The 25,968-nt window shown below is 72.3% G+C and carries 25 protein-coding genes; 12 read left to right on the plus strand and 13 right to left on the minus strand.

Annotated elements, in window-relative coordinates; translation table 11 throughout:
- Positions 1-81: 81 nt before the first annotated feature.
- Entirely contained in the window at positions 82-1,020 is a 939-nt protein-coding gene (locus ACFVGW_RS15325) for a cyclase family protein (RefSeq protein ID WP_385852297.1), read from the plus strand.
- Between the two features lie 166 nt (positions 1,021-1,186).
- Here the strand turns inward: ACFVGW_RS15325 and ACFVGW_RS15330 are convergent, their stop codons facing one another.
- From ACFVGW_RS15330 to ACFVGW_RS15345, 4 genes are all read right to left on the minus strand, one after another.
- A complete protein-coding gene (locus ACFVGW_RS15330) occupies positions 1,187-1,642 on the minus strand; it encodes an ATP-binding protein (protein ID WP_385852298.1) in 456 nt (151 codons plus the stop codon).
- Between the two features lie 401 nt (positions 1,643-2,043).
- Positions 2,044-2,949 carry an acyl-CoA dehydrogenase family protein gene (locus ACFVGW_RS15335; RefSeq protein WP_385852299.1) on the minus strand — a complete coding sequence of 302 codons (906 nt, stop codon included), beginning with the start codon at positions 2,947-2,949 and terminating at the stop codon, positions 2,044-2,046.
- A gap of 17 nt (positions 2,950-2,966) precedes the next feature.
- The gene (locus tag ACFVGW_RS15340; RefSeq protein WP_383228522.1) at positions 2,967-4,103 is read right to left on the minus strand and encodes an acyl-CoA dehydrogenase family protein; all 1,137 of its coding nucleotides are present in this window, start codon (positions 4,101-4,103) and stop codon (positions 2,967-2,969) included.
- Entirely contained in the window at positions 4,103-5,293 is a 1,191-nt protein-coding gene (locus ACFVGW_RS15345) for an amidohydrolase family protein (protein ID WP_383228523.1), read from the minus strand. Before ACFVGW_RS15345 ends, ACFVGW_RS15340 begins: the two co-directional genes overlap by 1 nt.
- Before the next feature lie 152 nt (positions 5,294-5,445).
- Between ACFVGW_RS15345 and ACFVGW_RS15350 the strand changes: the two genes are divergently transcribed.
- Positions 5,446-6,969, plus strand: coding sequence for a class I adenylate-forming enzyme family protein (locus tag ACFVGW_RS15350; RefSeq protein WP_385852300.1), 1,524 nt, complete (start codon positions 5,446-5,448; stop codon positions 6,967-6,969).
- Here the strand turns inward: ACFVGW_RS15350 and ACFVGW_RS15355 are convergent.
- Together ACFVGW_RS15355 and ACFVGW_RS15360 are read right to left on the minus strand one after the other, a co-directional pair.
- Positions 6,956-7,468 (minus strand): EF-hand domain-containing protein, encoded by a 513-nt coding sequence (locus ACFVGW_RS15355; RefSeq protein ID WP_385852301.1) that lies wholly within the window; start codon positions 7,466-7,468, stop codon positions 6,956-6,958. The genes ACFVGW_RS15350 and ACFVGW_RS15355 overlap by 14 nt on opposite strands.
- A gap of 90 nt (positions 7,469-7,558) precedes the next feature.
- The gene (locus tag ACFVGW_RS15360; protein ID WP_352188791.1) at positions 7,559-7,933 is read right to left on the minus strand and encodes an STAS domain-containing protein; all 375 of its coding nucleotides are present in this window, start codon (positions 7,931-7,933) and stop codon (positions 7,559-7,561) included.
- Positions 7,934-8,172: 239 nt separating this feature from the next.
- On the opposite strand from ACFVGW_RS15360, the gene ACFVGW_RS15365 reads away from it, so the two are divergent.
- Both ACFVGW_RS15365 and ACFVGW_RS15370 read left to right on the plus strand, forming a co-directional pair.
- Positions 8,173-8,754, plus strand: coding sequence for a sigma-70 family RNA polymerase sigma factor (locus tag ACFVGW_RS15365; RefSeq protein WP_352188790.1), 582 nt, complete (start codon positions 8,173-8,175; stop codon positions 8,752-8,754).
- Positions 8,751-10,043: a maleylpyruvate isomerase N-terminal domain-containing protein gene (locus ACFVGW_RS15370; RefSeq protein WP_385852302.1), complete on the plus strand. Its 1,293-nt coding sequence runs from the start codon at positions 8,751-8,753 to the stop codon at positions 10,041-10,043. Before ACFVGW_RS15365 ends, ACFVGW_RS15370 begins: the two co-directional genes overlap by 4 nt.
- A 68-nt stretch (positions 10,044-10,111) precedes the next feature.
- On the opposite strand, the gene purU is transcribed toward ACFVGW_RS15370, so the two are convergent.
- The gene (gene purU / locus ACFVGW_RS15375; RefSeq protein WP_385852303.1) at positions 10,112-10,963 is read right to left on the minus strand and encodes a formyltetrahydrofolate deformylase; all 852 of its coding nucleotides are present in this window, start codon (positions 10,961-10,963) and stop codon (positions 10,112-10,114) included.
- A gap of 46 nt (positions 10,964-11,009) precedes the next feature.
- On the minus strand, positions 11,010-11,456 hold the full coding sequence (locus tag ACFVGW_RS15380; protein ID WP_383229686.1) for a hypothetical protein: 447 nt from the start codon (positions 11,454-11,456) through the stop codon (positions 11,010-11,012).
- Positions 11,457-11,659: 203 nt separating this feature from the next.
- On the opposite strand from ACFVGW_RS15380, the gene ACFVGW_RS15385 reads away from it, so the two are divergent.
- Positions 11,660-12,946 (plus strand): ABC transporter substrate-binding protein, encoded by a 1,287-nt coding sequence (locus ACFVGW_RS15385; protein ID WP_352188787.1) that lies wholly within the window; start codon positions 11,660-11,662, stop codon positions 12,944-12,946.
- A gap of 45 nt (positions 12,947-12,991) precedes the next feature.
- Here the strand turns inward: ACFVGW_RS15385 and ACFVGW_RS15390 are convergent, their stop codons facing one another.
- Both ACFVGW_RS15390 and ACFVGW_RS15395 read right to left on the minus strand, forming a co-directional pair.
- Positions 12,992-14,560: a hypothetical protein gene (locus tag ACFVGW_RS15390; RefSeq protein WP_385852304.1), complete on the minus strand. Its 1,569-nt coding sequence runs from the start codon at positions 14,558-14,560 to the stop codon at positions 12,992-12,994.
- Between the two features lie 180 nt (positions 14,561-14,740).
- A complete protein-coding gene (locus ACFVGW_RS15395; protein ID WP_383229678.1) occupies positions 14,741-16,123 on the minus strand; it encodes a transcriptional regulator in 1,383 nt (460 codons plus the stop codon).
- Positions 16,124-16,390: 267 nt separating this feature from the next.
- Here ACFVGW_RS15395 and ACFVGW_RS15400 point away from each other — a divergent pair, with 267 nt between their 5' ends.
- The 4 genes from ACFVGW_RS15400 to ACFVGW_RS15415 all read left to right on the plus strand — a co-directional run bounded on the left by ACFVGW_RS15400 (position 16,391) and on the right by ACFVGW_RS15415 (position 20,632).
- Positions 16,391-17,068, plus strand: a complete 678-nt coding sequence (locus tag ACFVGW_RS15400; RefSeq protein ID WP_352188784.1) for a bifunctional DNA primase/polymerase — start codon at positions 16,391-16,393, stop codon at positions 17,066-17,068.
- A 274-nt stretch (positions 17,069-17,342) separates the two neighbouring features.
- Entirely contained in the window at positions 17,343-18,224 is an 882-nt protein-coding gene (locus tag ACFVGW_RS15405; RefSeq protein WP_383229680.1) for an ABC transporter ATP-binding protein, read from the plus strand.
- Positions 18,221-19,834 carry a transporter gene (locus ACFVGW_RS15410; RefSeq protein ID WP_385852305.1) on the plus strand — a complete coding sequence of 538 codons (1,614 nt, stop codon included), beginning with the start codon at positions 18,221-18,223 and terminating at the stop codon, positions 19,832-19,834. The genes ACFVGW_RS15405 and ACFVGW_RS15410 overlap by 4 nt, the downstream gene beginning before the upstream one ends.
- Positions 19,835-20,185: 351 nt before the next feature.
- Positions 20,186-20,632, plus strand: coding sequence for an SSI family serine proteinase inhibitor (locus ACFVGW_RS15415; RefSeq protein WP_352188781.1), 447 nt, complete (start codon positions 20,186-20,188; stop codon positions 20,630-20,632).
- Between the two features lie 173 nt (positions 20,633-20,805).
- On the opposite strand, the gene ACFVGW_RS15420 is transcribed toward ACFVGW_RS15415, so the two are convergent.
- Complete coding sequence (locus ACFVGW_RS15420) at positions 20,806-21,333, minus strand: GNAT family N-acetyltransferase (RefSeq protein WP_385852306.1); 528 nt, start codon at positions 21,331-21,333, stop codon at positions 20,806-20,808.
- 133 nt (positions 21,334-21,466) lie between these two features.
- On the minus strand, positions 21,467-21,862 hold the full coding sequence (locus tag ACFVGW_RS15425; protein ID WP_383228379.1) for a RidA family protein: 396 nt from the start codon (positions 21,860-21,862) through the stop codon (positions 21,467-21,469).
- Between the two features lie 162 nt (positions 21,863-22,024).
- Between ACFVGW_RS15425 and ACFVGW_RS15430 the strand changes: the two genes are divergently transcribed.
- From ACFVGW_RS15430 to ACFVGW_RS15440, 3 genes are all read left to right on the plus strand, one after another.
- Positions 22,025-23,002: a helix-turn-helix transcriptional regulator gene (locus ACFVGW_RS15430; protein ID WP_385852307.1), complete on the plus strand. Its 978-nt coding sequence runs from the start codon at positions 22,025-22,027 to the stop codon at positions 23,000-23,002.
- A 136-nt stretch (positions 23,003-23,138) separates the two neighbouring features.
- Positions 23,139-23,891, plus strand: a complete 753-nt coding sequence (locus tag ACFVGW_RS15435) for a tRNA-dependent cyclodipeptide synthase (RefSeq protein WP_385852308.1) — start codon at positions 23,139-23,141, stop codon at positions 23,889-23,891.
- Positions 23,892-24,092: 201 nt separating this feature from the next.
- On the plus strand, positions 24,093-24,641 hold the full coding sequence (locus ACFVGW_RS15440) for a DUF1062 domain-containing protein (protein WP_385852309.1): 549 nt from the start codon (positions 24,093-24,095) through the stop codon (positions 24,639-24,641).
- 97 nt (positions 24,642-24,738) lie between these two features.
- On the opposite strand, the gene ACFVGW_RS15445 is transcribed toward ACFVGW_RS15440, so the two are convergent.
- Entirely contained in the window at positions 24,739-25,947 is a 1,209-nt protein-coding gene (locus tag ACFVGW_RS15445; protein ID WP_385852310.1) for a hypothetical protein, read from the minus strand.
- Positions 25,948-25,968: the final 21 nt, after the last annotated feature.

Consider the following 25,968-nt stretch of genomic DNA (forward strand, 5'->3'; position numbering starts at 1 on the left):
TTCTGACGGTCCGTTAGATTCGTTCGTCGACAGGATTCTACGGTCCGTCAGATACAGGAAAACAAGACCCTGGAGGCCCCGATGTCAGTCACCTCGCAGCTCCCCGCCGAGTTCCACGACATCGCCAAGCGCGTCAACAACTGGGGACGCTGGGGCCGGGACGACGAGATCGGCACCCTCAACCTGATCACCGACGACGTCGTACGGGACGCCGTCGCCACCGTCCGCTCCGGCCACCGCGTCCCGCTCGCCCTCGACCTCACCCAGGACGGCGTGCAGACCGGCATGATCCCGGGCCGGGTCAATCCGCTCCACGTCATGGTCCAGATCAACCAGGAGCTCTTCGGTCCCGGCACGGTCGCCACCAGCGACGACGCCGTGACCCTCGGCCTCCAGGCGGCCACCCACTGGGACGCCCTCACCCACGTCTCGCACTCCGGCAAGATCTACAACGGCCGGCCCGCCTCCACCATCACCCCGCACGGCCGCTCCGAGTTCAGCGGCATCCACACCGCCCGCCACGTCGTCAGCCGTGGCGTCCTGCTCGACGTGGCCGCCGCCAAGGGTGTCGACCGGCTGCCGGGCGACCACGCCGTCACCCCCGAAGACCTCGACGAGGCCGCCGAATTCGGCCGCGTCACCGTCCGGGCCGGCGACATCGTCCTCGTACGGACGGGGCAGATACGGCAGTACCTCGCCGGGGACAAGCACGCCTACGCGTTCCCCTCCCCCGGCCTCTCCCTCCGTACGCCCGAGTGGTTCCACGCCCGCGACGTCGCCGCCGTCGCCAACGACACACTCACCTTCGAGATCTTCCCGCCCGAGATCGAGAACCTCTGGCTGCCCGTACACGCCCTCGATCTCGTCGAGATGGGCATGCTCCAGGGGCAGAACTGGAATCTGGAAAGCCTGTCCACAGCCTGTGCACAGAGCGAGCGGTACGCGTTCCTGCTCTCCGCGATGCCGGAGCCCTTCGTGGGCGGCACGGGCACACCGGTGGCCCCGGTGGCGATCCTCTGAACCGAAGAAGTCAGACGCGGGTGGCGGCGCACTCGCGCGCGCCCCGAGCACGGCACGGACGCCGCCACCCAAGACACGACCCGCACTCGTCGAGGGCGGCAGGGCGCCCTCGTCGTCCCCTCACGTCGAATCGCTCACCCTAGAGTGAACAAAACGACACGAACCGTCAACAGTGCACTGAGGCGGTCGGGGTGGCGACGGAGGTCTGCGAGGCCTTCGTCACCCCTCGGTCCACCTCGCACCAGATGCTCTTGCCGACGCCCTCGCGCTGCCATCCCCAGCGGTCGGCCAGGCCGTCCACCAGCTCCAGGCCGCGCCCGTTGGTGTCCTCGCCCTGCGCGTGGCGCGGCATCGGCGGCCGGTCGCTGGAGTCGGCGACCTCCACCCGTACCGTCCCCGCCTCCGGGCAGCCGGCGCCGAACAGCATCCGCAGCACGGCCGGACAGCCCGTGTGGACCACCGCGTTGGTCACGAGTTCGGAGATGAGCAGCACCAGCGTCTCGGCCAGCGGCTCGTCATCCTCTATGCCCGACCCGGCGAGCCTCGAACGCGCCCAGCGCCGGGCGCGTCCCACCTCCGCCGGGTCCGGCCCGACCTCCAACTGAACCTGAAGCACCTGCACCGTTCACACCATCCGAACCGGCGGACACATCGCCTCGCGCCTCACAGCCATCGACGCCCTTACGGAACGTGATTCCCTTGTGAGACAGCATGGTTGACGTACAGTCACCGCAACAAGCGCTTCGGGCATATTCCAGCGCGAAGGAGTACGCATGGTCCATACTGTGCGACGCACGCTGCGGAGAGTCGAACAGGAGGGCGCCCAGCGCCTCCACGGGGTACGAGCGGCGGGCATCGCCCGGTCCGGGGCCGCCGTTTCGGCGACACCGGGACGATCCGGGCTCACAACCACTCGCATCCCACGGAGAGTACCGGAGCGGGACCCCGACTCCGGGCCGTGACGGCCCGCCCGAAGGACACAACCCGATATCGACGCTCTGTGAGCGCCCACCCACACCGCGCCTACAGGGCAAGCGCCTCCACCTCCTCCGCCCGTGCCCGAGTGAGGCCGCGTTCGGCCCGCACCCAGGCCCGTTTGAGATGCAGATGCACGTCCGCCTCCCAGGTGAAGCCCATGCCGCCGTGCACCTGGAGGCAGTCCCGCGCGCAGTCGACGGCGGCCTCGTCGGCGAGCAGCTTGGCGCCGGCGATCTCGACGGGATCGCCGGTGACGGCAGCGGCGTAGACGGCGGCCCGGGCGACCTCCGTGCGCACGAGCATCCGCGCGCAGAGGTGCTTGACGGCCTGGAACGCCCCGATGGCCTGCCCGAACTGCACGCGCGTCCGTGCGTGGGAGACGGCCGTCTCGGTGGTCCGAGCGGCACTCCCGACCTGCTCGGCAGCGGTGAGGAGCGCGACCTCGGACCAGGGCACGGGGCGGCGCGCCCGCGGACGGGTTCCGCCCACGGCCCCCGGCCCCACAGGTCCCGGCACGCGGTGCAAGGGCGTCAAGGGGTCGACCGACCGCACGGCCGCCGCCCCCGTCACGTCACCGAGCACCACGTCCGCCTCGTCCAGCCACTCCACCAGCCCCTCGTCGACCGCGGTCACCACCACCTCCCCCTCCGCGGCCCCGTCCACCGTCCCCGCCGCCAGGTGCGTCGCCGTCAACGGCCCCGGCAGCAGCACCCGTCCCGCCTCCTCGAAGGCGAGCACCGCCTCGGCGAGCCCGAGTCCGACGCCTCCCTCCGCCTCCGGCAGCCGGAGCGCGAAGAACCCGGCAGCGCCCAGCTCACGCCAGAGCGCCCGGTCGAGCGTGCCGCCCGAGTCCACCGCCGCCCGCATCGCCTCCCGGTCGAAGCGGCCGGCGAGCAGCTCCCGTACCCCTGCCTTCAGCGCCTTCTGGTCGTCCGTCAGCCGGAAGTCCACGAGACCACCACCACCCCTCACCGCCCCTTCGGCAGGCCGAGTATCCGCTCGGCGACGATGTTCGCCTGGATCTGCGACGTACCGGCCGCGATCGTGTACGACAGCGAGGAGAGCCGGTCCAGGTTCCACTCGCGCCCGAGGTCGAGCGCGTCGGGCCCGAGGACGGCGGCCGCCGCGTCGTACAGCTCCTGCCGCGCGTGCGAGTACCGCAGTTTGAAGACCGATCCGCCGACCCCCGGCACTCCGCCCGTCGCCTCCGCCTCGCTGACGTTCCACTGGGTCAGCCGCCACAGCGCCCGGAACTCGGCGCTCAGCCGCCCGAGCCGCCGCCGCACGCCCGGGTCGTCCCAGGTCCCGTTCTTCCGCGCCGCCCCCGCGAGTTCGCCCAGTACGCGACGGCACGCGACGACCTCGCCGACGAACGCCGTACCGCGCTCGAAGGAGAGGGTCACCATGGTCACGCGCCAGCCGTCGTTCTCCTCCCCGACCCGGTTGGCGACCGGCACCCGCACCTCGTCGAGGAACATCTCCGCGAACTCCGCCGACCCGGCGAGCGTCCGCAGCGGCCGTACGGTGATCCCGGGCGCGTCCATGGGCATCGCGAGCCAGCTGATGCCCCGGTGCTTCGAGGGCGCGTCCGGGTCCGTCCGTACGAGCAGCTCGCACCAGTCGGCGACCTCGGCGTGCGAGGTCCATATCTTGGAGCCGGAGACCACGTACGCGTCCCCGTCCCGCACCGCCCGCGTCCGCAGCCCGGCCAGGTCGGATCCGGCGTCGGGCTCGCTGAACCCCTGGCACCAGACCTCGTCGCCGCGCAGCACGGGCGGCAGCCAGCGCTCCCGCTGTCCGGGCGTCCCCTCGGCGGCGATCGTCGGTCCCGCGTGCAGGAGTCCGACGAAGTTCGCGCCGACGTACGGGGCTCCGGCGCGCTCGGTCTCCTCCAGGAAGATCAGCCGCTGGGTCGGGGAGGCGTCCCAGTGCACGTCCGCGTACCCGGCGTCGTACAGGCGCCGCTGCCAGCCGCAGTCGTACGCCCGCCGTCCCGGCCAGTCCAGCGGATCGGGCTTCGGCGGCAGCGTCGGCAGGACCCGCGCGAGCCACTCCCGCAGCCGCGCCCGGAACTCCTCCTGGGCCGCGCCGTCCGCGAGGTCCATCAGACGATGCCCAGGTCCAGCATGCGGATGGCGTTCCCGCGCATCAGCTTGTAGACCGTCTCGTCGTCGAGTCCCTTGACGTGGTCGAGGGCGACTTCCCTGGTGTGCGGGAACGTGGAGTCGACGTGCGGGTAGTCGGTCTCGAAGGTGGCGTTGTCGCGGCCGACGACGTCGAGCGAGGCGATGCCGTGCTTGTCGCGGAAGAAGCAGCAGAACATCTGCCGGTAGTAGTACGTGGACGGGGGTTCCGGGATCAGGTCCCTGACCCCGCCCCAGGCGCGGTGCTCCTCCCAGACGTCGTCGGCGCGTTCGAGGGCGTACGGGATCCAGCCCATCTGTCCTTCGCTGTAGGCGAGCTTGAGCCGGGGGAACTTCACCAGCACCCCGCTGAAGAGGAAGTCCATCATCGAGGCCATGGCGTTGTTGAAGCTCAGGGAGGCCTGGACGGCGGGCGGGGCGTCGGGGGAGGCGGCGGGCATCTGGCTGCTGGAGCCGATGTGCATGTTGACGACGGTCCCGGTCTCCTGGCAGACGGCGAAGAACGGGTCCCAGTGGCCGGAGTGGATCGACGGGAGTCCCAGATAGGTCGGGATCTCCGAGAAGGTGACCGCCTTGACGCCGCGCGCCGCGTTCCGCCGGATCTCGGCGACGGCCAGGTCGATGTCCCAGAGCGGGATGATGCAGAGCGGGATGAGCCGGCCGCCGCTGTCGCCGCACCACTCCTCGACCATCCAGTCGTTGTAGGCGCGGACGCAGGCGAGGGCGACCTCCTTGTCCTTGGCCTCGGCGAAGGTCTGGCCGCAGAAGCGCGGGAAGGTCGGGAAGCAGAGGCTGGCCTCGACGTGGTTGAGGTCCATGTCCTTGAGCCGCTCGACGGGGTCCCAGCAGCCACGGCGCATCTCCTCGCGGGTGATGCCCTCCAGGGTCATCTCGTCGCGGTCGAAGCCGACGGCGGCGATGTTGCGCTTGTACGGGAACTTGAGGTCCTCGTAGATCCACCAGTCGGTCGGCGGCCCGTCCGGGTCCATCGTGATCTGGTACTTGCCGCCGACGTAGGCGAGCTCACCGATCCCGGCGGTCAGCGGCTGCGGCCCACGGTCGCGGTACCTGGCCGGCAGCCAGGTCTTGAAGAGGTGGGCCGGTTCGATCACATGGTCGTCGACGCTGATGATCCGTGGAAGTTCCGTCATGAGACCCTCTCCCGTTCCCGCATTTTCTGATGACCCGTCAGATACCGATCGGTCTCAGGCTAGCCCCCGCCCCCTGGACCGACAAGCAGCGTGCCTCTACGCTCTCCAGGCAATCTGACTGCCCGTCAGTTACGGACGGAGAGGGGAACGTCGTGACCGACACCGCACACACCCTGGGCACCTCCCGCACCCTCTGGGAGCTCGTCGAGCGGCGCGCCGCGCTCACGCCCGACCGGCCCGTCCTCCTCCAGGAGGACCGCGTCCTGACCTTCGGCGAGCTGCGCGAACGCGCCGAGCGGTGCGCCGCCGGGCTGTACGGGAGGGGAGTGCGGCCGGGCACCGTCGTGGCCTGGCAGCTGCCCACCCGGATCGAGACCGCGGTCCTGTCCTTCGCGCTCGCCCGCATCGGCGCCGTACAGTCCCCGGTCATCCCCTTCTACCGCGACCGCGAGGTCGGCTTCGCCCTGCGCGAGTCGAAGGCCGAGTTCTTCGCCGTCCCGGGCGTCTGGCGCGGCTTCGACCACACGGAGATGGCCCGCCGGCTCGGCGCGCGCGGGGTCTTCGAGGCGTACGGCTCCCTGCCCGACGGAGACCCGGCCGTCCTGCCGCCCCCGCCTGCCGACGGGACCGTCGTGCGCTGGATCTACTGGACCTCCGGCACCACCTCCGACCCCAAGGGCGTCCTGCACACCGACCGCTCACTCATCGCGGGCGGCTCCTGCCTCGCCCACGCGCTCCACCTGACCGCGGACGACGTCGGCTCGATGGCCTTCCCGTACGCGCACATCGCCGGGCCCGACTACACGGTGATGCTCCTCCTGTACGGATTCCCGGCGGTGATGTTCGAACAGTTCGCGCTGCCCGGGGCGCTGGCGGAGTACCGCAGGCACGGGGTGACCGTGGCGGGCGGCTCCACCGCCTTCTACTCGATGTTCCTCGCCGAGCAGCGGAAGCAGCCCGGGCGGAAGCTGATACCGAGCCTGCGGCTGCTCGCGGGCGGCGGGGCGCCCAAGCCGCCGGAGATCTACCACGCCGTCGTACGGGAGATGGGCTGCCAGCTCACCCACGGGTACGGCATGACCGAGGTCCCGATGATCACGATGGGCTCGCCGGACGACACCGTCGAGAACCTGGCGACCACCGAGGGCCGGCCGCCCGCGGGCATGGAGATCCGGATCGCCGACGGCGGGGAGGTACGGCTGCGCGGCGAGGCCGTCTGCCAGGGCTATCTGGACCCGGCGCAGAGCGCCGCCGCCTTCGACGAGGACGGCTTCCTGATCACCGGCGACGTGGGGCATGTGACCGCGAGCGGGCATCTCGTCCTGACCGGGCGGATCAAGGACATCATCATCCGCAAGGGCGAGAACATCTCCGCCAAGGAGATCGAGGACCTCCTCCACCTGCATCCGGAGGTCGGCGACGCGGCCGTCGTCGGCCTTCCGGACCCCGAGCGCGGCGAACGCGTCTGCGCGGTGGTGGAGCAGCCGCCGGGCGCGGGTCCGCTGACCCTGGCGGGGATCACCGCGTTCCTGCGCGAGCAGGGTCTCTCCGTCCACAAGCTCCCGGAGCAGCTGGAGGTGGTGGAGGCCCTGCCCCGCAACGACGCCCTGCGGAAGGTGCTGAAGTACAAGCTCCGCGAACGGTACGGGCCGGCGGGCGCGGCTACTCCGTCATGAAGTAGCGCGCGAACGCCGTCACCGCCTGCTCCTCGTCGACCGCGCCCGAGGCGACGGTCGGCAGCGTGCGGGCGCCCAGCGCGGCGCCGACGGGGGTGATGCCGAGGGCCAGCAGGGCGCGTTCCACGTCGGCGGGGGTCGTGGCGATGGCGAGGACGGCGTGCAGGAAGGGCCGGGCGATCTCGGCGAAGCGGTCGGGGTGGTCGTGCAGGCGCTTCACCGCGCCGCCGGCGAACTCCTCGCGGCTGACCTTCTGGTCGCCGTCGATGTCGGCGATCCCCGCCATGCCCTGCCAGAAGGCCTCGGCGCCGTCGGCGAGCGCCTGCCCCCGGTCGGAGCGGAAGGAGACGTCGAACTCCGCCAGGACGCGTTTGGCCGCCGTACTGAAGTCCTCGCGCGAGATGGTCCCGTCGCCGTCCTGGTCGAACGCGGCGAAACGGGAGGCGATCCGGCGCTGGTAGACCGCTCCGGGTCCCTGCTCGGGTTCCATGGGCTGCATTCCGGGAGGGTACGACGAGACGGGCCGCCGTGCCGAGGGGGTGGCGGCCGGGACGCGTGCGCCGTGCGGGCATCCCCCCGCCGTGCAGCCCTAGGCGGAGAGCGGCTGGGCCTCGTCGTCGACGGCGGCTTCCGCGTCGCCGTACACGTCGAAGAGGCGGCGCACGCCCAGCGCGGCGAGGACCCGGTTGACGTGCGAGGCGTCCTCCGAGCCCCGCGCGGGCAGCACGACGCGCAGCCGGCCCCGGCAGGAGCGCATCAGCCGGCGCGAGGCGATGAGCACGCCCACCCCGCTGGAGTCGCAGAAGAGCACGCCCGAGAGGTCGAGGACCACGTCGTGGCGTCCGCCCGCGACGGCGTCGTGGACGCGCCTCCTGACCAGGGGCGAACTCAGCAGATCCAGCTCCCCGCGGATCCGCAGGACGGTCCAGGGGCCCTGCTCGTCTTCGTCGACGTCGAGGTTCACGCGATCGCGCCCTTCAAGCGGAAGCAGTCGTTCAAGCGGAGGCAGTCGTTCCCGTGCCCTCCCGCTGCCCCGCCACGACGGGCCGAAACCCCTCGTCGCGCGGATGACGCTTTCCTTACCATCCGGGCCCTCCCGGAGGGCGTAGTTGTCCCAAAGCGGAGTGCGCCGTCGGACAGGCCACTACTTTGGACGGAGAACTCGGGTCGGGAGGGCCACGGAAGAGCACCGGAGGGCGACGCATGGCGAAGGACACACCACCGCGCTGGGACCGCAGGATGCAGCAGCGGCTGGCGCGCGGTGAGGCCGCCGCGCTCGGCGAGCTCTACGACCGGTTCGCCTCGCTGGTGCACAGCCTCGCCCACCGGGTCCTGGACGACGACAGGGCCGCCGACCAGGTCACCCGCGAGGTCTTCGGCTACATCTGGGAGAACCCCGATGCCTACGACCCCAAGCAGGGCAACATGCGCTCGTGGGTCGCCAAGCTGACCCAGCGGCAGGCCGTCCACCGGCTGCGGCAGACCGAGGCGACGGCGTACGCGGAGACCGGCGAGGGGTCGGCGGAGGAGCTGGAGCAGAAGGTCCGCCAGGCCTCGGTCGCCGCCCGCGCCGACTACATCGTGACGTCGATGCCCGCGCCGCTGCGGGCCGCCCTGGAGCTGGCGTACTTCCAGCGGCGCGACTACCGCCAGACCGCCGCGGACCTCGGCGTGACCGAGGACGAGGCGCGGCGCCGGCTGCGGCTCGGGCTGCAGCTGCTGTCCACGGCGAACACCCGCCCGCTGGAGGGGTCCTCGCCGCCCGGTTACGGACGTTCTCTGTGAACGGGCCCGACGACACGCCCGACGGGGTGGCGCGCGCTCCCCGGATACCGGGACCGCGCGCCGCGGCGGACGACCACGCGGACCTGACCGTGGACGTCACCGTGTCCACGCCCGAGCCGGCCGAGGAACCCGCTCAGTCGCCCGCGCCCGCAGAGCTTCCCCCGGCGCCGGCCCCGACACCGCCGGCACCGCCGCCGCACAGCGTGCTCAAGTCCCTCCTCGGGGCGTGGGCGCTGTCGGCGTGCTCGCCGGAGGAGACGCAGGCGGTCGAGGACCATCTGACCGTGTGCGCCCCGTGTGCGGACGAGGCGCTGCGGCTGAGGGACGCGGTCGGGCTGCTCCACTCCGAGCGCGACCTGGACCTCGACCCGCTGCTGCGCTCCCGGGTCCTGGAGAACTGTCTGGGGCGCCGTCCCGCCCGTATCCCCGTGCCCGCATGGGCGGCTCCGTACGACGCGGAGACCGCCCGGCTCGACGCGCTGCTGCGGGACATCGGCGAGTCGGAATGGCACGCGCCGGTACGGCTGAAGTGGTTCGAGGGCGAGCGAGGCGTGAGCCGCCGGACGACCGTGGCCGGGGTGATCGGCCATCTCCTGACGGTGGACGGCCTGGTCGCCACCTCCCTCGGCCTGGACGACCCGCTGGGCCCGAAGGCGACGGAGGTGTCGCCGCAGGAGCGTACGGAGGCGTACTGGCGGGGCTCGGACCACCCGCCGACGCGCGGGGTCCGCGAGCCGTGGCGCGAGCAGAGCCACACGCTGATCCGCACGGTGTCGTTCGCGGGGCGGGGCGTGGCCGACCTGACGGTGACGTACGGCGACTTCGCGCTGCCGATGCGGGACTCGCTCCTCGAGCGGGCCTTCGAGTGCTGGGTGCACGCGGACGACATCGCGAACGCGGTGGCGTATCCGTACGAGCCGCCGAGCGGCGCCCATCTGCACGGCATGATCGACCTGGCGGCCCGGCTGCTCCCGGCGGCCCTGGCCGGCCGGCGCCGCGCGGGCCTGGCCTCCCCGCCGCGGGAGCTGGTCGCGGCGGGCGCCCCCGGCCGCTCGCTCCACCTGGAGGTCGAGGGCTCGGGCGGCGGCCACTGGTACATCGCCCTGGACTCCCCGGCGGCCGTCGGCTCCCCGGACCACGCGGTGGCCCAGGTGGCGATGGACGGCGTCGAGTTCTGCCAGCTCGTGGCGGGCCATGTCCCGCCCGAGGAGGCGGCGGCCGGCCAGGACGGCGACCGCGAGGCGATCCGCGACGTCCTCTTCGCGGCGGCCGGCCTGAGCCGCCTCTAGCCGGGCCCCGCTCCTGCGCCGGGGCCCCGCTCGTGCGCCGGCGCTCCGCTCCGGCGCCGTTCCGCGTCCTACGCGAAGACGACCGTGCGGCGGCCGTTCAGGAGGATCCGGCGTTCCGCGTGCCACTTCACCGCGCGGGCCAGCGCCTGGCACTCCACGTCGCGGCCGACCGCCACCAGCTGGTCCGGGGTGACCTCGTGGCCCACCCGCTCGACCTCCTGCTCGATGATCGGGCCCTCGTCGAGGTCGGCCGTCACGTAGTGGGCCGTCGCGCCGATCAGCTTCACACCGCGCGCGTGCGCCTGGTGGTAGGGCTTCGCGCCCTTGAAGCTCGGGAGGAAGGAGTGGTGGATGTTGATGATCCGGCCCGACAGCTGCTTGCACAGGTCGTCGGAGAGGACCTGCATGTAGCGGGCGAGCACGACCAGTTCGACGCTCTCGGCGCGCACGAGCTCCAGGAGTTCGGCCTCCGCCTCCGGCTTGTTCTCCTTCGTGACCGGAATGTGCCGGAACGGGATGCCGTACGAGCTGACGAGCTCGGAGAAGTCCGTGTGGTTGGAGACCACTGCGACGATCTCGACCGGCAGCGCCCCGATCCGCGAGCGGAAGAGCAGATCGTTCAGGCAGTGGCCGAACTTCGACACCATCAGCACGACACGCATGCGCTCGTCGGCGCGGTTGATGTGCCAGTCCATCGCGAACGAGTCGCCCACCGCCGCGAAGCTCGCCCGGAGCTTCTCCACGGTCACCGGCTCCTCCGCGGAGAAGTGGACACGCATGAAGAACAGGCCCGTGTCCCGGTCCTTGAACTGCTGACTGTCCTCGATGTTGCAGCCCGTGATGAACAGATAGCTCGACACGGCGTGCACGATGCCCTGTTTGTCCGGGCAGGAAAGCGTGAGGACGTACTGGTCGGTCATCCCCGTAGGGTGCCACACCGCGCGACGGCGGCCCGGCCGGCGTCCGTCAGGCGGACCGCGTGATGATACGGAGGACGTCCAGGGAACGCGGGGGCGTGTCGGGGTCCTCACCGTCCGCGGACGCCATCCGTATGTGTGCCTCGCGGGCGGCCCGTACGGCCTCCGGCCACCCGTGGTGCTCCATGTACGCCGAGAACGGCGCGTCGGGCCCCACCTGGTGCATGATCCGCAGCACCCGCAGCACGGCGACGTCCACCAGGGCGGCCTCGCCCGAGTCGCGGAAGATCGTCCCGACGTACTTCTCGGCGGACCAGTTGTCGAGCCAGGTGTCCTCCACGAGGCGGTAGACGGCGTCGGTGACGTCGCCGTACCCGTCGTGGCCGGCCAGCCAGGTCGTCTCGTGGAACCCGGGGTCGGAGAGCATGTGCAGCGCCGAGCGCACGTTGATGCGCCAGCGCCACCACGGCATGTCGTTGAGCGGCATGTCGCCCATGGTGGAGGAGCGACGGCCGCGACGGGAAGAGTTCACCGAACCCGAGACTGGACTGGACACCGTTCGATCGTACGTTCCCTTCCAAGATCGGCGGACCGGCCCCCTCCCGAGCGGCCCCCGGCCCCGGCAATTCACCTTCACGTCACTTGCTGTTGAACCATGCACACTTCTGCGTTACCCGTGAGGCGGAAGTGTGCATGGTCATGACCGGTAGGCGACTGACCTCACTCCTCGCGTATGTCACGACGGCGGCGGCCGGGGCGTCGCTGCTCACCGGCTGTGGCGTGCTCCCTGGGACCACGGGGGGATCCAGGGAGCCCGTCACGGTGATGACCTGGGCCCCCGACGGCACCCGTGCCACCAACCAGCCCGGCATGCCCGCCATGGCCCAGGCCTTCGCCCGCTGGGTCAACGCCTCGGGCGGCATCGACGGCCACGAGCTGAAGATCCTCACCTGCAACGAGAAGAACACCTCCTCGGGCGCCGCCGACTGCGCGCGCCGTGCCGTCCGTGAGGACGTCGTCGCCGTCGTCGGTTCGTACAGCCAGAACGGGCGCGCCTTCATGGCCCCGCTGGAGGCGGCCGAGATCCCGTACATCGGCGGCTACGGCATCTCCGAGGACGAGTTCACCAGCCCGCTCTCCTACCCCGTGAACGGCGGCCTCGCCTCGCTCATGGCCGGCCACGGCCGGCAGCTCGCCGAGTCCTGCCGCAAGGTCTCCCTCGTACGGCCCGACACCCTCGCCGGGGACAAGCTGCCCGACCTGCTCAACTCGGGCCTGCGCAAGGGCAGTCACGACGGTGCGGTCGACATCCCGGCCGTCGAGGACGCCGCGGAGTACACCACGCAGGCCGAACGCGCCCGCGCCAAGGCCGGCAGCAAGGACGGCTGCGTCGCCGCCGTCCTCGGCGAGCGCACCCAGACGTTCTTCGACTCCTTCCGCCGCCTCCCCGGGGACGAGGACGGCGAGCGCGCCCCGGACGACGGCAAGGGCAAGGACGACATCCGGATCTCCTCCGTGCTCGGCAGCGTCAGCCAGCCCGTCGTCGACCGCACAGGCGGCGCGCACAGCCCCTTCGAGGGCGCGTACGTCACGGGCTGGTACCCGGAGGCGAACGACGCGCGCTGGGCGCCGATGCGCAAGGTGATCAAGGAGCACGCGTTCGCCGACAACCGGGTCGACCCGACCGACGCGGGCGTCCAGACGACGTGGATCGCGTACACCGTCCTGAAGAAGGTCATCGAGTCGCTCGACAGCGAGACGATCACGGCGGGCGCCGTCGCGCACGCCCTGGACCGGGGCGTCCAGATCGACACCGGTGGCCTCACGCCCGAACTGCGCTGGCGCTACGAGGACATGCTCGGCGCACCCCGCTTCCCCCGGATCGTCAACCACGAGGTGACGTTCCAGGTGGTCCGCAGGGGGCAGCTCGTGGCGCAGAAGCCCGGCTTCGTCGACGTGGGCGAGACCGTCCTCAGCGCCCCGTAGCGCAGGAATCCGGCGACCCGGGGCCGCCTCGCGGCCCCGGGCCTCCTACAGCTGGGTCGGGGCCCGCTTCGACAGCCCGTACTTGTCTGCGGTCGGGTTCCAGAGCGAGGCCGCCTCGCGCTTGGCGATCGTGGCGTCGGAGCTCTTCTTGCCCGCCTCGACCGTGTGCGCCGTGCCGCGGGCCTTGCCGCCCTTGCAGAACTTCTTGTTGCCCTTCACCTGGTCCGCCCAGGCGGCGTAGTGGTCGTCGGCGGACGCCGAGGCCTGCCACGCCTTGGTGAGGGCGGCGGTCAGGGCCGCGTTGTCCGGCAGCTTGTCGACGGTCAGGCCCTGCAGCCGGGTCACCAGGCCGCGGCGCTGCCCGGCGGCGTCCCGCAGGTCGGTGGCGGCCTGGTCGAGGTTCTTGCACTGCTTGATGCTCTCGACCGAACGGATCACCGCGTCACGGCTGTTGTTGCTGTCGGCGAGCAGCTTGTCGAGCTCCTTCGCCTGCGGCTCGGCCGGGTCGGCGGCGGCCTTGCCGGTCGGCTCGGCCGAAGGAGCGCCGGAGCTGGCGGCCACGTTCTGGGCGGGCCCCTTGTCCTTGTCCTCGTCCCCGCCGCTGAGCAGCGCGCCGGCACCGAGGCCGACGACCGCGCAGCCGACGACGACGGCGGCGATCAGCGCGACGGGCGACCTGCGGCGCGGCTCGGGCTCGTCGTCGTACTCGTCGTCGTACGCCCCCTCGAAGGGCGCCGGCGCGGTGGGCTGCTGGAACTGCTGCTGCTGCGGCTGCTGGCCGTACGAGGGCTGCTGGAACTGCGGCGGGAACTGCTGCCCGCGGGCCTGCGGCGACTGCTGCTGCGGCATGTGCTGCGTCGCGTCGCTGCGGAAGAGGTTGTCGAACTCGGCGGGCGGCTGCCGCTCTCCGTGCGTCTGCGCCGGAACGGGAGCGATGTACTGGGTCGCGTCCGAGGCGCCCGCGGGCTGCTGCTGCCGTCCCAGGGGGCCGGTGCCGAGGAACTGGGTGTCCGAGCCGCCGCCCTGCGCCACGACGGGCGGGATGTGCTGCGTCGCCTGCATGTCGCCCGCGGACGCGCCCGGGCCGGAGAGGCCCGGACCGGCGTGGCCGGGCATCGGCTGTGCGGCGCCGGGGTGCGTGGGGGCCGCGGGAGGGTAGCCGTAGCCGCCCTCGGGGCCGGGCTGCGCGGGCGCGGCCTGGTGCGGGTATCCGTAGCCACCGGGCGGCGGGGTGTGGGGCTGCATCGGCTGCCCGCCCGGTATCGGCCCCTGGGCCGCCGGCATGACGCCGGGCATCGGCCCCGGCCCGCCGGCGGGCGGCGCGCCCTGCGGCGGGATCGGCGCGAGGTACTGCGTGGCCTGCATGTCCGCGGCCCCGCCGGGTCCGGCCTCGGGCGGAAGCGGCTGGGCCGGCGGCATCGGCTGCGAGGACGGCTGGGGCTGCTGTCCCTGCGGTCCACCGCCGGGGCCCCAGGCGCCGCCCCACGGCTGGCCGCCGGCCGGGCCTGCCGCCCGGCCGGTCTCCACGCCGCCCTCCGCGGGCAGCACGACACCTTCGTGCGTGGGCCGTACCGCCGGATACTGCGGTTCCGGACCCTGTCCGCTCTGCGTCACCGGGACTCCTACTGATGGACCTACGGAATCGTCGGCTCACGCTACCGGGTGCGTCCGGCGCCGCGCACACGTGTGTGAGCCCGGTAACAGACACACAACGGCACCACCCTCAACTGCCGTACCGGCGTGCCCCTATCGCCCCACCGCGCGCACTGTGACGGTGACGCCCGTCACAGCAGGTCACGCCGCATGGAGCTCCAGCCGCGCGCCGAACTCCCGCACCACCGGCTCCCCCGCGAACGGCTCCAGTCGCTCCTTGAGGTCGTCCAGATACTCCGCACCGCGCGAGGACCGCAGCGTCGCGAGAAGTTCGAGGGCGCGCGTCCCGGTGTGGCAGGCCTGCTCCACCTCGCGCCGCTGCACCTGCGCCGAGGCGAGCAGCACCAGACCGATCGCCCGCCGCCTGGCCCGCGTCCCGGGATGGCCGGCGAGTGACTCCTCCGCCGCCCGCGCCGCCGCCTCCGCCTGCCCCAGATCCCGGTGGCAGTGGGCCAGTTCGTCGGCGAGGTACGCCTGGTCGAAGTGCGCGATCCACGACGGGTCGTCACCCGATTCCGGATCCGCCCGCTCCATGGCCCGTACGGCACGGCCCGCGACCGCCTCGAAGGCGTGGGCGTCCCCGAGCAGCGCGTGGCCCCGGGCCTCCGCCGCGTAGAACATCGCCTCGGCCCGCGGTGTCACCCGCCCCCGCGCGCCCTCCTGCGCCGCCCGCGCCAGCTGAGCGATCTCCCGCGGGTTCCCGAGCTGGGCGGCCAGATGACTCATCGAGGCGGCCAGCACATAGCCGCCGTAGCCCCGGTCGCCCGCGGCCTGCGCGAGCCGCAGCGCCTGGATGTAGTACCGCTGCGCGAGCCCCGCCTGCCCGGTGTCCACGGCCATGTACCCGGCCAGCTCCGTGAGCCGCGCCACCGCCGCGAACAGCTGCCGCCCGACCGCCTCCCGGTACGAGCCCGAGAGCAGCCCCGCCACCACGCTGTTCAGGTAGTGCACGACCACCGGCCGCACGTGACCGCTGCCGAACCGGCGGTCCAGGTCGACCAGCGCGGCCGTCATCGCCCGGACCGCCTCCACGTCCGAAACCCCCACGCGCGCCCCGGCCGACCGGGCCACGTGCGCGTCCGCGCCCGTGATCAGCCAGTCCCTGCTCGGCTCCACGAGCGCGGAGGCCGCCACCGTGGAGCCGGAGAGGAAGTCCCGGCGCCCCACGTCGCTGCGCCACAGCTCGCAGACCTGCTCGATCGCGCCCAGTACGGTCGGTGAGAACTGCAGCCCGACGCCCGCGGCCAGGTTCCTGCCGTTCGCCATCCCGATCTCGTCGATCGTGACCGTACGGCCCAGCTTGCGCCCCAGCGCCTCCGCGATGATCCCCGGCGCCCGCCCGCGCGGCTGCTGCCCGCGCAGCCAGCGCGCCACCGACGTCTTGTCGTACCGCAGGTCGAGCCCGCGCTCGGACCCGACCATGTTCACCCTGCGGGCGAGGCCGGCGTTGGAGCATCCGGCCTCCTGAATGAGCGCCTGCAGCCGTTCGTTCGGCTGACGGGCGACGAGTGGCCTGGCTGACATGACTACCCCCTGAGGCCGGTGTGATCGAAGAGAACTGATCACTGCCCGGCGGATATCCGGTCAATGCCGATGTGAACACGCGAAACCGGACGCATCGGCCACGGGCAGCCGGCCGACACCCCCCATCACTGGCTACCCCACCACCGCTCGCCGGCCCCACGCGCGCCCCCGTCCGTGCACCCATGCGCCCCGCCGTGCAGGATCGATGCTCCACAGCGCGCCGCACGCCGCCCGTAACCCCAGGTGACGGCGGGAGTTGAGTTCACCGTGGATGAGACCATCGGAGTCACGGAAGCCGCACAGATCCCCAAGCAGCGAGGCGAGCAGCTGCTGGACAGCGCCGTGCGGTATGCGGAAGAGCGGCACTGGGACGTGTTCCCGGGAACCTGGCTGGAGGCGGTCGAGGGCCGGGAGCGCTGCTCCTGCGGCGCCGAGGCGTGCGCCTCCCCCGGCGCGCACGCCGCCAGGCCCGACTGGTCGACACAGGCGACCGGCAGCGCGGTCGGGGCGCGGCGCATGTGGTCGAAGCAGCCCAAGGCGTCGATCCTGCTGCCGACCGGCCGCACCTTCGACGCGATCGAGGTGCCGGAGTCGGCGGGCTTCCTGGCGCTGGCGCGGATGGAGCGGATGGAGCTCACCCTCGGCCCGGTGACGTGTACTCCGGAGCGCCGGATGTTCTTCTTCGTCCTGCCGGGTGCGGCGGCCAAGGTCCCCGATCTCGTACGGAAGCTGGGCTGGGCGCCGGCGTCGATCGACCTGACCACGCGCGGCGAGGGGTACTACGTGGCGGCCCCGCCCACCCGGGTCGGCGGGCACGGCGCGGTGCAGTGGGCCCGGCGGCCCACCCCTGCGAACCGCTGGCTGCCGGACGCCGAGGAGCTGATCAGCGCGCTCGCGTACGCCTGCGGGCGGGAAGCGGCGGCCGAGAGGGCTCGCAGGCCCTAGGGAGTGTCCGGAAAGTATCGCCGTCCGCCCGCAGGGCGGGGCTCGCGGCGTCATGGGGGTCCCCCCTGCTCGAGCGCAGCCGAGAGCTCGGGGGAGCGTGCGATCGCAAGGCGGCCGGAAGCCCTCATAGCGGAGCTACTTGGGCTTGTGGCCAACGCCGCGAGCGTGCGTGCCGGGCGTCGCGAGCCAGGCGAGACTTTCCGGACACGACCGAGGGGTGCCCTCTAGGGTGTGCCCGTACGGAGTACGGGGACGACCGGAGGGTTGACAGACCATGCCTGACCAGGCATTTGACGGTGTATACGAAGAAGGCGGCGACGCACGGGCGGACGTCGCGACGGCGGGTGGCGCATCCGGGGCGGACGGTGATGCGGTGCCCGCCGTCCGTGTCGAGGGTCTCTGGAAGCGCTTCGGGCAGCAGATCGCCGTCGACGGCATCGATCTCGTCCTGCCCGCGGGCAAGTTCATCGGTCTCGTCGGTCCCAACGGCGCGGGCAAGACCACCACTCTCTCCATGATCACCGGACTTCTCCGGCCCGACGCGGGGCGGGTGCTCGTCGCCGGGCACGACGTCTGGCGCGATCCCGAGTCGGTGGCCCAGGTCAAGGCCAGGATCGGGATCCTCCCCGAGGGGCTGCGGCTCTTCGAGCGGCTCTCCGGCCGCGAACTCCTCGCGTACAGCGGGCGGCTGCGGGGGCTGCCCGGTGCGGAGGTCGACAAGCGGGCCGCCCAGCTCCTCGACGTGCTCGACCTGGCGGGGGCGCAGAACAAGCTGGTGGTGGACTACTCCACCGGTATGCGCAAGAAGATCGGGCTCGCGGCGGCGCTGCTGCACAACCCGGAAGTCCTCTTCCTCGACGAGCCGTTCGAGGGCGTCGACCCGGTGTCCGCGCAGACGATCCGGGGTGTCCTCGAGCGGTACACCGGCTCGGGCGCGACCGTCGTCTTCTCCAGCCATGTGATGGAGCTGGTGGAGTCCCTCTGCGACTGGGTCGCCGTGATGGCCGCCGGCCGGATCCGCGCCCAGGGCCCGCTCGCGGCCGTACGGGGCGACGCGCCGTCGCTGCAGGCCGCGTTCCTGGAGCTGGTCGGCGCCCACGGGCGGGACGCGGCCGGGGACTCCCTGGACTGGCTGGGCGGCGGTGCCGCCCGATGACCACGGTCTCCGCACCCGAGTCCCTGACCTCCGTCTTCGTCCGGCTCAAGGTGTCGCTGCTGCGCAACGGGCTGCGGCAGTCGGCGGGCCGGACCGCCGCGTACGTCGTCTCGATCGTGATCACGGCCGCCTTCGCGGCGGCGATGGTCCTCGCGTTCGTGCTGATGCGCGGCAGCGCGGACGCGGACTCGATCGTGATCCTGCTGACCGGGGTCCTCGCCCTGTCGTGGGCCGTGATGCCGCTCTTCGTACCGGGCGGCGACGAGACGCTCGACCCGTCCCGGCTCGTGATGCTGCCGCTGCACCCCCGGCCGCTGGTGCGGTCGCTGCTCGTGGCCTCGCTGGTGGGCACCGGCCCGGCGTTCACCCTGCTGATAGGGGTGGGCGCGGCTCTCGCGCTCGCGCGGGGAGCGGCGGGGGTCGTGGTCGCGGTTCTCGCCGTGCCGCTCGTGGTCCTGGTGTGCGTGGCGCTCTCGCGGGCCGTCGCCGCCGCCAACGTACGGCTGCTGACCTCGCGCAAGGGCCGTGACCTCGCGGTACTGAGCGGGTTGCTGATCGCGGTCGGCATCCAGGTGGTCAACTTCGGCGCGCAGCGGCTCAGTCGCGCCGGCGGTCTCTCGTCGCTCGAACCGGCCGCCGCCGTGGTGGGCTGGCTGCCGCCGGCCTCGGCGATCGCGGCGGTGGACTCGGCGAGCGAGGGCGACCACGCGGTCGCCGCCGCCCAGTTGCTGCTGACGGTGGCCGTCCTCGTGGCGCTGCTGTACTGGTGGCAGCGGAGCCTGGTGAAGCTGATGACGACACCGGACGGCTCGACGATCGGCGCGTCGTCGGAGTCGTCCGGCCGGGACCGGTCGGGTACGGGACTCCTCGCGCGGCTGCTGCCCGGCGGGCGTACGGGAACGGTGATGGAGCGGACCCTGCGCTACATCGCGCGCGACCCGAAGACGAAGGCGGCCTGGATCACCTCGCTCGCGATCGGCGCGATCGTGCCGCTCTTCAACGCCTTCCAGGGCACGGGCTCGATCTACTTCGCGTGCTTCGCCTCGGGCATGCTCGGCATCCAGATGTACAACCAGTTCGGGCAGGACACCTCGGCGTTCTGGATGGTCGCCCAGACGATCTCGACGACGAAGGACGCGTACGCCGAACTGCGGGCGCGGGCGCTCGCGCTGCTCCTGATCACCCTGCCGTACACGGTCCTGGTGACGGCGGCGACGGCGGCGGTGCTCGGCGACTGGTCCTCCCTCCCGGAGGCGCTGGGCCTGGCGTTCGCCCTGCTCGGCGCGATGCTGGCGACGGGCGCGGTGACGTCGGCGAACTTCCCGTACTCGATCCCGCAGGACAGCGCGTACAAGAACGTCGCGCCCGGGCAGGGCAGTCTGGCGTGGATCTCGATCTTCGGCGGAATGATCGGGGGCGCGCTGCTGTGCGCCCCGGTGATCGGGGCGGCGGTCTACCTCCACCTCGCGGACGAGGAGTCCCTGCTCTGGATCCTGCTGCCGGCCGGAGCCGTGTACGGCGCGCTGATCGCCTGGGGCGGCCTGAAGATGGCGGCCCCCCGGACGGCGAACCGGCTGCCGGAGATCCTCGCGGCGGTCAGCAAGGGATGACGGAGGCGTGCGGGCGGCGGGTCCGGTGACCGGCCGCCCGCACCGGCCTCCGGGCGGAGGGAACGTACCGCGGGCACCGGCCGGTGGTACCTCGGAGGACGCGCTTCCGGTCGAACAGGGCCTCCGACGACTGCTCCAATTTCGAACAAATTTCGCATCACCGCAGGTCAGTTGGTCGTTCGAGATTGCACGACCACCTCGTGGAGCGCTCTCGACCAGGCCGCGCACCCGCCCCCAACAGCCCGAACGTTCGGTCGTGACCGGAAAGCGGCGAAGGATGTGCGATCACCCTCCGCAGCAACAAGACTCCGAGGCGCAATCACGAAGCACTCGTCTCGAAAGGACACCCCCGTGCGTTACGTCCTCCGCAACACCGCCCTCACCACGGCTCTCGCCACCGGCCTCGCCCTCGTCGGCGTCGCCGCGACGTCCGGCAGCGCCCAGGCCGAGCCGTCCGGGCTGTACCCGCCGTCGGCGCTCGTCCTCACGATCGGCAAGGGCGAGGCCGCGGCGACGGCGACCATCGACAGGGCGGTCACGCTGAACTGTGCCCCGACCGCGTCCGGCACCCACCCCGCCCCCAAGTCGGCCTGCGCCGACCTGAAGACGATCAACGGCGACTTCGCCCAGCTGGGCACCGCGTGGAGCAGCTCCGCCCCCTGTACGCGCATCTGGGAGCCGGTCACGGTCACCGGCGAAGGCGTCTGGGAGGGCAAGCGGGTCAGCTGGTCGGCCACGTACGGCAACACGTGCGAGATGCGCAGCGGGCTGGCGAAGACCGCGGTCTTCGCGTTCTGACCCCGTAGGGCACACGACGCGTAGGGCACACCACGCGTAGGGCACACATCGGCGGCCGTCGGAAGGGCATCCCGACGGCCGCTGCCGCGTGTCCCGGCCGGACCAGGGAGCGGCCGTCCGGTGCGTGCGATCGCAAGGCGTCGCGAGCCCGGCACGATCCGAAAGACAGGCCCCTAGACCGGGGACGGCCCGGGGGGTGTGGTGCGGTGGCGGGTCAGGACACGGGTCGTACTGCCGTCGGCCTCCGTGACGTCCCGGACGTGCGAGAAGCCGAGCCTGGCCAGCAGCGCCAGTGACGCCGTGTTCGGTGCGGCCACGGTGGCGTGGACCTCGGTCAGTCCGAGGGTGCCGAAGCCGTACGCGACGATCGCCTCGGCCACCTCGCCCCCGAGGCCGCAGCCCCAGGCCTCGGGGGCCAGGGCGTAGATGATCTCGAAGCCGTCGACCTGGTCGGTCCGCTTGATCTCGGCGTGGCCGACCAGCCGCCCGTCCCGGCGCACGGCCCAGACGTCGAACAGCTCCTCGGCGTAGACCTTGCCGAAGATCCGCCCGAACAGGGCCCTGTCGGCCGCCTCGGACGTGGTCCCGTCGCCCATCCAGCGGGACACACGCACGTCCTGGAACAGGGCGACGAAGCCGTCCTCGTCCTCGGGGACGTACGGCTCCAGGTGCAGACGCTCGGTGCGCAGGGTCGGGGTCACGACCGGCGACGCTACGCACGCACGAGCGAGGCCCGCAAACGAATTCTGGAGCGGTGCGCGTGCCGGGGATCCGCCGTCCGCCGCTCGTGCCGGGGGCGGCTTCCGGCAGGAGCGGCAGGAGGGCGTCGTCACCTCAGCCGACGGCGGTCCCCTCCAGTTCGACCATCTGGCCGGGGATCGCCAGCCGGGTCACCCCGAGCATCGTGGTCGTCGGCGCGACCCCGGCGGCGCCGAGTCGCGTGGCCAGCACGCCGTAGTGCTGGAAGAGCAGGTCGACGTCGGTCGTGTAGACGTTGAGCCGGACGAGGTTCGCGACGGACATGCCGGCCTCGCCGAGCACGGCCTCCAGGTTGGCGACGCTCAGCGCGAGCTGCGCCGCCATGTCGCCCTCGTGCCGGGGCCTGCCGTCCTCGCCCATCGCGGTCTGCCCGGAGATGTAGAGGGTCCGGGTGTGCCCGGAGACGACCTCGCCCTGGTTGAAGCCCATCTCCACCGACCAGGTCACCGGGTTGACCGCCGTTCGTTCCATCGCCACGTCAGCTCCATTCGTCTCAGCGGGAGTTGCTGATTCGCGTACGCCGCATCGGCCCGGCGGCCGGGTGGCCACCGGTCTCGGCGTCTCGTCAGGGAGCCTCGCAACAAATCACGACACCCTTCGTCACGTATTCCGGCGCTCGATTAGAGTCCTCGCATGCGCGCCGACCGGCTGGTCTCGCTGGTGCTCCTGCTGCGCGGGCGCGGTCGGCTGACCGCCGAGACACTGGCCCGCGAGCTTGAGGTGTCCACCCGTACCGTGCTGCGCGACATCGAGGCGCTGTCCGCGGCCGGTGTCCCGGTCTACTCCGAGCGCGGCCGGCACGGCGGTTTCGCGCTGCTGCCCGGCTTCCGGACCGAGCTCACCGGGCTGAACCACGACGAGGCCCTCGCGTTGCTGACCGCCGCGTCGGGGCGCGGCGAGCGGGTGTTCGGGCTCGGCCCGGCGCTCGCCTCGGCCAGACGGAAGGTGGTCGACGCACTGCCCGAGAGCCACCGGGCGACCGCGAGCGATGCGGCCCGGCGGATTCTCGTGGAGCCGGAGACCGACCTGCTCTCACGACGGCAGGCCGCCGACGAGATGCCGGGCGCCACGATGGCCGAGGTGCGGCGTGCGGTACTCGCCGGTCACAAGCTGCGCATCCACTACGCGGCCACGGGCGGGTCACCGCAGTGGCGCACCGTGGACCCGATCGGCCTGGTGACCGTACGCGACCGGGGCTACCTGCTGGCCACGAGAGGGGGCGCGGACCGCACCTACCGGCTGTCGCGGGTACTGGCCGCCGAGGCACTCCCCGAGCCGGCGGAGCGTCCCGTCGGGATCGACCTCGACCGGATCTGGCGGGAGCGCGCCGCGCGGTTCCTCTCCGACGGCCACCTCACCGTGCTGGTGCGGGTGAACCCGGCGCGCCGGGAGGAGCTGCTGGACGCCGCGCTGGCCGTCCGCGCGGAGGAACCCGACGCGGACGGTCTGCTCCGGCTGGAGGTGACGTACCAGGACGCGCGGCACGCCGAATGGGCGCTGTGGCAGCTGGGCACGGACGCGGAAGCCCTGGCCCCACCCTCACTGCGCACCGCCCTCCACACCCGAGCCACCACCCTGGCCACCCGCTACGAACCCCGCCCCGCCCCGTAGCCTCGTCCCCCGTTGCGCTTCCGCCGGCCGTGCCGGGCCTGCCCTCGGGCCGGGGCTGAGGCAACGATTCTGCGCCGGGTGTCATCAAACAGGGCAACTATCCGTGCCAGGCGATCCCTTCAGGCGGAAGACCACCGTGGACAAGCCCTCCGTGCCCCCTGCTCCCTCCCTCTCCTCCGCACCCCCGGAGCGGAGAGGCCGGACCGGCTACCGGGCCACCGTCCACGCGGTCTCCCCCGCTGCCCACCGCGACACCTTCGACGCGCACGAGGCGTGCTTCCTCGGCGTCAGCCTGGACAACAGCAGCTTCAGCCCCGGCAGGTTCGACGCCATGCTCACGTGGATCTCGCGGCGCTACAGCCGCTGCACCGTGCTGATCGGCGACAGCATCCACCGCCTAACCCTGGCCTCGACCCGTGGCATGGATCCCGACCGGGCCCTCGCGCACGCCCTCGACCTGGGCCGGCAGTTCGTCCACGACCGGAAGCCGGCCCTGGACGCCCACCGGGCCCGGACCGAGTTCACCTTCGTCACGTGCGGAGAGGTCCAGGAGACCCTGGAGTACGCCGAGTTCCACCACGAGCTGCGCACCCTGTTCGCCAAGGACGACGTCTTCCGCTCCTCCGTGGAGGCCTTCGGCCGCGCCTACCACGCCAAGCACTCCGCCACGGTCGACGACGCGGAACTCCGGCGACGCGTCGACACCTCCAGCGCCTATTTCCTGGAGGAGTTCGCCGTCTTCTGCTGCCTCACCCGCCGCGACCTGCCGGTCATGGTCTACCCCGGGCAGTTCAGCACCCTCACCGAGATCGCTGCCGGGGACCACCCCCAGGCCCCCGACGAGCTCCGCGACCTGACCCTGGTCTCCCTCCGCGTCCAGGGCCGGTAGCGCAGCCCCGTACGCCCCCGCGAAAACCGGTGGAACGGCGGCACCGTGCACCCGTACCGTGCTGCCGAGCCACGTCGTCGAGCCAAGGGCAGGCCGTTGTACACCGTGTGAGACCCCCCGAGCGCTGAACCGTCGCGCGTCGCGCCCTGCGCGCCGCGCCCCTTCTTGCTGCGGATTTCTCACTGAAACCGGTGTACTCCTGTGCTCAACAGCTGGGTGGTCATGCCCACCTGCCTTCCTGTCGTCCTCCGCCGTTGCCACACCTGCGGATCCGAACGCTTCGCGGCGAACGGCAAGTTCCGCGTCAACGCCAACCACAAGCTCCTCGACGCCTGGCTCCTCGTGCTCTGCACCTCCTGCGGGGACACGGCGAAGCTCACGGTCCTGGAGCGGGCGAACGTCCGCTCCGTCCGGCCTGAGCTGCTCGACCGGATGCACGACAACGACCCCTGCCTGGCAGCCGAGTTGCTCCAGAACCCGGACCTGCGGCGCCGCAACCGTGTCGCCCTCGACTGGGACGGCGCATGGCGCCTCGACACCGGCGGATCGGATCACCTGGGCGGCGAGACCGTCGACGTCTCGGTCCGCTTCGCCGCGCGGATTCCCGTACGGCCGGTCCGGCTGATCGCCGAAGGCTTCGGCCTGTCACGGGCCGAGGTCGAGAGGCTGATCGCGGAGGGCAGGCTCGTCTCGGCGGACCGGCTGCGCGGCCGGCTCTCGGGCGACTTCGCCTTCATGCTCAAGCGCTGAGTCCTCCGAGGGACCAGGGTCTGTCGCCAAGGGCCCGCCACCCGGGGCCTGTCCGGCGCCGACCGCCGCCGGACAGGCCCACGTCCCGCCCGCCGCCCTAGTCCTGCCAGTAGAAGAGCGCCGTGTCGACCGTGACGGCGCTCCGCCCGCCGAAGTAGTAGACGCAGAGGTCCGTGACCCGGATCGTGCCCGTCTCCCAGTCGATCCAGCGGAAGCCCGCCGATTCCAGCGCCCGCCGGGCGGCCTCGGAGAAGTCCTCCTCGGCGGTCGCGAACGGGCCGAGGGTGCTGATCAGCAGCCGGTCCCCGCCGGCCTCGATCACGTGGTACGTCCCTTCCCCCTGCTGGTTGTCCTCACCGCAGGAGACCGGCGGCTTCGGCGCCAGGCCGGCCGCCGTGAGGGCGGCCGTCGCCCGGCGGAGCTGGTCGTCCACGTCGGGGCGCGCGTGCGGCTCGGCGCAGACGGCCTCGAACCGCCACCGCGGGTCGCTCAGGCGCTCACAGCCGGGACCGTACTCGTGGACGATCGCACCGCGGAGCTCCTCGTCCAGGCCCTCGACCTCGACCCGGGGACGCCCCAGGCGTTCGTAGAGCGCACGGGCCTCGGCCCTGTCCTCAGTGAGGCGGTACAGCGCGTACGCCGCCCACACCGCCGCCTCGGTCGTCGGCGCCTCGTCGAGGTAGGCGCGCAGACGGTCCGCGTCGGTCGCGAGCGCATGCGCGACGTACGCCACCCGCCGGTCCGGGTCCGCGAGCGCGTAGGTCACGTCCTCGTCGGCGCGGTACCGCATCCAGACGTGGAACTCCCGGTCCTCGGGGCGATCCTCCCCGAGCTGGGCCAGGATCGCGTCCGCTCCGTACCGGTCCACGAGCCCGTCCAGACCGGCATCGCCCGCGTCGCGCTCGCGCTGCCGCGGCGAGGCGGCGAGCGTCGCCAGCTCGGGCGCGGCCGAGCGGTCCCCGAGCAGGCCGCGCGCCTTCAGGAAGGCCGCTCCCATGTCGTACGCGGTGTCGGACGCGCGGTCCTCGTGCCGCAGCCACGGCAGCAGTTCCGTCCGGTCGGCGAGCAGGTCGAGGAGGGCCCTGCGCACCTCGGGGGTGTCCTGGGGGTCCTGGACACGCGCGATCAGCTCCGGGACGTACCGCTCCGGGACCCGGCCGGTCAGCGCGATCACGCATGGCCTGCGGCGCCACCACGGGTGCCCGGGGTCCGCCACGTACCGGGCGAGTTCCTCCGCGCCGGCCTCCCGCAGGGCTTCGGGGTCGCCGAATCCGGCCTTCGGTATCAGCGCCTCGATGCTTCGCATCCGGGGATGCTACTGCCCCGG

This window comes from Streptomyces sp. NPDC127129 (genome assembly GCF_042671585.1).
Taxonomy (GTDB): domain Bacteria; phylum Actinomycetota; class Actinomycetes; order Streptomycetales; family Streptomycetaceae; genus Streptomyces.